Origin of the sequence: Bacteroides sp. CAG:633 (assembly GCF_000435115.1) — a bacterium.
GTDB classification, from domain to species: domain Bacteria; phylum Bacteroidota; class Bacteroidia; order Bacteroidales; family Bacteroidaceae; genus Bacteroides; species Bacteroides ndongoniae.
Map to the genome: position 1 here is coordinate 1 of NZ_FR883029.1, position 3608 is coordinate 3608.

Consider the following 3608-nt stretch of genomic DNA (forward strand, 5'->3'; position numbering starts at 1 on the left):
AAGGGGATACCCTAAAATTGGAAGTTTACTAAACTCTAAGCCGATACCCCATAATCAAAACAACATTAGATAAATATTCGCTTACTTTAGGCTTACACTAAATACATAAGTATCAGAATATTAAATCTATATCGGTATGGCGCAAGCTGCAATAGAGGAAGCATAAGCAATTTAAATAATATCAGATTTAGGCTGTAACAAACTGTTTATCAGGTGTTACAGCCTATTTTTTTAAGAATTAGACTATATTTCTTCCAGACCTATGGATCTAAAATATTTATATGTGCCGTCATAAAACTCAGGAAGTCTTGTCGTGTCTTCAGGAAATCCGCCAGAAATATAATTATGGTTACCTTCCGGAACACAAATAACCATACCAATACGAGCACGTGTTAGTAACACCCGATAAGTATTCAACATATACTTTCTTCGTTCAAGGCTACTTTCTGTTTTCCCTGTTTCTTCACGCCAAGCTGTCTTTCCATTGAAATTGTAAAACTTCCATTTCATATTATCACATCTCACATCAGCATCCCATAAAACACAAGTATAATCCAATTCCAATCCTTGAACTTGAATTTCTGTTGCCGCATCTTCGAGATAGTTTGATGAACGAACATCATCCCTATCCTCCAAAAACCAATGAACAGCATTTTCATCTCCTTGCTCAAGTACATGAATAGCCAATGGTTTAAAACGCGCTGCAGCTTTGCTAACAAGTACGCCAGCTTTTTGCGAACCTCTTGTTTTACTACGCAACCAAGCCCTAGCTTTGTCCATGTCTCTCGTTAATACAATTGGGTAATGTTTTCTAATTTTCTCATACCACATTGAAGCATCAGGATTGAATGAAAGTAAAGAATGTACAAAAGCAGAAAGGCTTTCTGCTCTAAACGAACGAAGACTAACACCAAGATGGAGATTTGATGAATATGTAACTTTATCATTGTTAGCTAATAACTCATTAACCCTACCATCAGCATATTCCTTTTCGGTAAGCTTATCGGATATATATATCTTCCAATGTGAAAATCTCTCATTAAGAGCCTTTATCCATTCTGAGATTCCTGCTTCTCCAGTATTAATTTCCTGACCACCACCTATTAAACATATTATTGTTGCCCAATCTTCTCTTTGATCGAGCGACCAGATTAAGAAAGCGGCTTCAGAAAGTGGAAAATCCTTTATTTTTAGTTTGTTGCCATAAGTCCCGCCTCGTTTAAGATAATCAGAGAGTCTCTTATGCGTCCATGAACGTTGTGCTTCATCAAAAATAGCAACATGCTCAACTTCTCCATAACCGGCTTTAGAAAGTTTTATTGCTTTCTCAGGATCAATTTCAAGAATCCCATTACGAATAGGATTCTTTATTTTAGCCAACATATTATCTCTATATCGATGTATAATTTGTATGAACTTACCCACTTCTCTCCTTGAATCAGAGAGATTTTTTCTTTCGCCACGTTCTCTACACTTTCTTTGATTATCGATAGCCAATGCCTCTGTAAGGACAGCAACTAATGGACCATTACCAGATAGATAGACAGCTCCCTCATCTTCTATAAATTCATTTCCATCCTGATAGGATTGCTTTACTGCCACATCCAAACCAACAAGAGTTTTCCCCGCACCAGGCACACCAGTAACAAAGCAAATACTTTTTTGTCTATTATCCCGACTTTCTCTTATTACACTGAGTATATATTCTATTGTCTTATCTGTTGATACTTTGTCTGCTTCATGTCTTGTAATATCTTCTACGCTATGGTTTTCGTAAAGTTTCTTAGCAGCCTCAATAATGGTTGGCGTTGGAGAATAGGGGCTTATAATCCAATCAGCACCTAGACTTGGATCTTCATTCAGCGCACCTGAATGTATAAAAATATTTGAAATAAGCTGCTGTAATCCAGTAACGCCTGTTACTAATGGATTGTATATAGAATCATCATAGACTGAAGAAACAAAAACATTCGAACTTGTATCTAATTTAGTTGGAACTAAAATAGGAACAATGGTTCTATTCTGACTCAATAGATGAAAGTTTTTCAAATCCAAAGCATAGTCCAAAACCTGTTCGATGTTAGATTGAAGTACATTCTTTTCTCCAATCTTAAATTCAATACAAAAGATCAATCCTCTAAGTAAAAGAACTACATCAATTCGTTTTCCTAATCTAGGAATATCATACTCAAATATCACATGCCCATTTTCATCTCTCCACAACAACAAAACATTCTGCATAATTTCTATCTCACTTAACCATGCTTCATTTGTGGTTGTAATAGAACAACCATGATAATTGCTGATAAATGTTCCTAATAGTGCCTTTGGAGACATCTTACAGAAATCCTGAATAGTAGAATGAAATAGGCAACGTAGCATAATGGTCTTAACGGTATTGATTTGAGTTTATTAAAGTATTCGAATTGCAAAAATAATAAATATATCTATTATTTAGATAATCAGAAGTTTAGATATATGTAGCACCATAATTTACCGTCTCTTTACTCATCAGTCTTCCAACAAGCATATCTACATTCGTATAAGGATTGAGTTTAAGAATCGGCGCATCGTTTTTTTAAATATTTTCTGTTCTCAACCAGCATGCATTGATCATACCTTCAAGTAATTTGTCCTTAACCAACGGGAAAGGAGAAACAGATATTTTACTTTTCCATCCAATATCCGTGTTTGCATAAAATATTAAGCTGCGGAATTGTACGCAAAAAATCCTTGTTGTCACCATAAAACAAGTCACACAGGTCTATAAAAAATAATAACAACCCAGTCTCATCACTTTCGCACACTATTCTTATAATATATTTACTATGACGTTTATTTAAAATCCCCCCTTCTTTTAACCCATTAATCCACCGATTTCAAATCAATCAGCCATCTCCTTCAAATGCTTGAAGTGCTGTATGACTTTTATATAATCGCGATCAGAACAAGCATTGAATTTATTCCATAAGTCACCCATAATCACAGCGCCGCCAAATCCGAAATCTTTTATTTCCAGAATGTTATCAGGATTAATACCACCAAAAGCCATTACTTTACTATCTATAATCTTTTCCTTTGCAGCCAACCGAAGTTCTTCGGCTGTAAAGGCGGATGCTACATCAGCTTTGGTTATACAATCGAATATAGGACTCAAGAACACATAGTCATAAAAATGTTTCTTGTTTTTCAGTTCTTCGATGGAATGACAGGTACAACTGACATTGCCAGCATAGTCGTGAGGCTCCTGAGGATTGCGCGCATTCAAATGAATGCCTGACAAGTTAAATTCATTCTGCAAATAGAAATGCTCGTGAGTCACAATGCGCTTATGATATTTTTCAGGAATCAGAGTAAGCAAGCGCTCGGAATACATAGCGGGGGTTGCAGGTTTCCGCAAATGCAGAATATCCAGCCCTTCTTCAAAAAGAGCTGTAATTATTTGATCTTCTTCTACAAAAAATGTAGGTGGTGTTACAACAATAAGTTTCATATTTACTTGTTTGCTGAAATGTTAAGTTTAGCAAAGTTAGCAAATTCTTATCTATCAGACAATCTTTTGCCTATGGTATATTTAGATGTAAACTTCCAATTTTAGGGTATCCCCT

General features: G+C 35.5%; 2 protein-coding genes. Both read right to left on the bottom strand.

Going from position 1 to position 3608, the window contains the following annotated elements:
- Nucleotides 1-243: 243 nt before the first annotated feature.
- Nucleotides 244-2337, bottom strand: a complete 2094-nt coding sequence (locus tag QVP67_RS04435; RefSeq protein WP_288179903.1) for a DNA/RNA helicase domain-containing protein — start codon at nt 2335-2337, stop codon at nt 244-246.
- Between the two features lie 547 nt (nt 2338-2884).
- A complete protein-coding gene (locus tag QVP67_RS04440) occupies nt 2885-3493 on the bottom strand; it encodes a thiamine phosphate synthase (protein WP_022162348.1) in 609 nt (202 codons plus the stop codon).
- Nucleotides 3494-3608 lie beyond the last annotated feature (115 nt).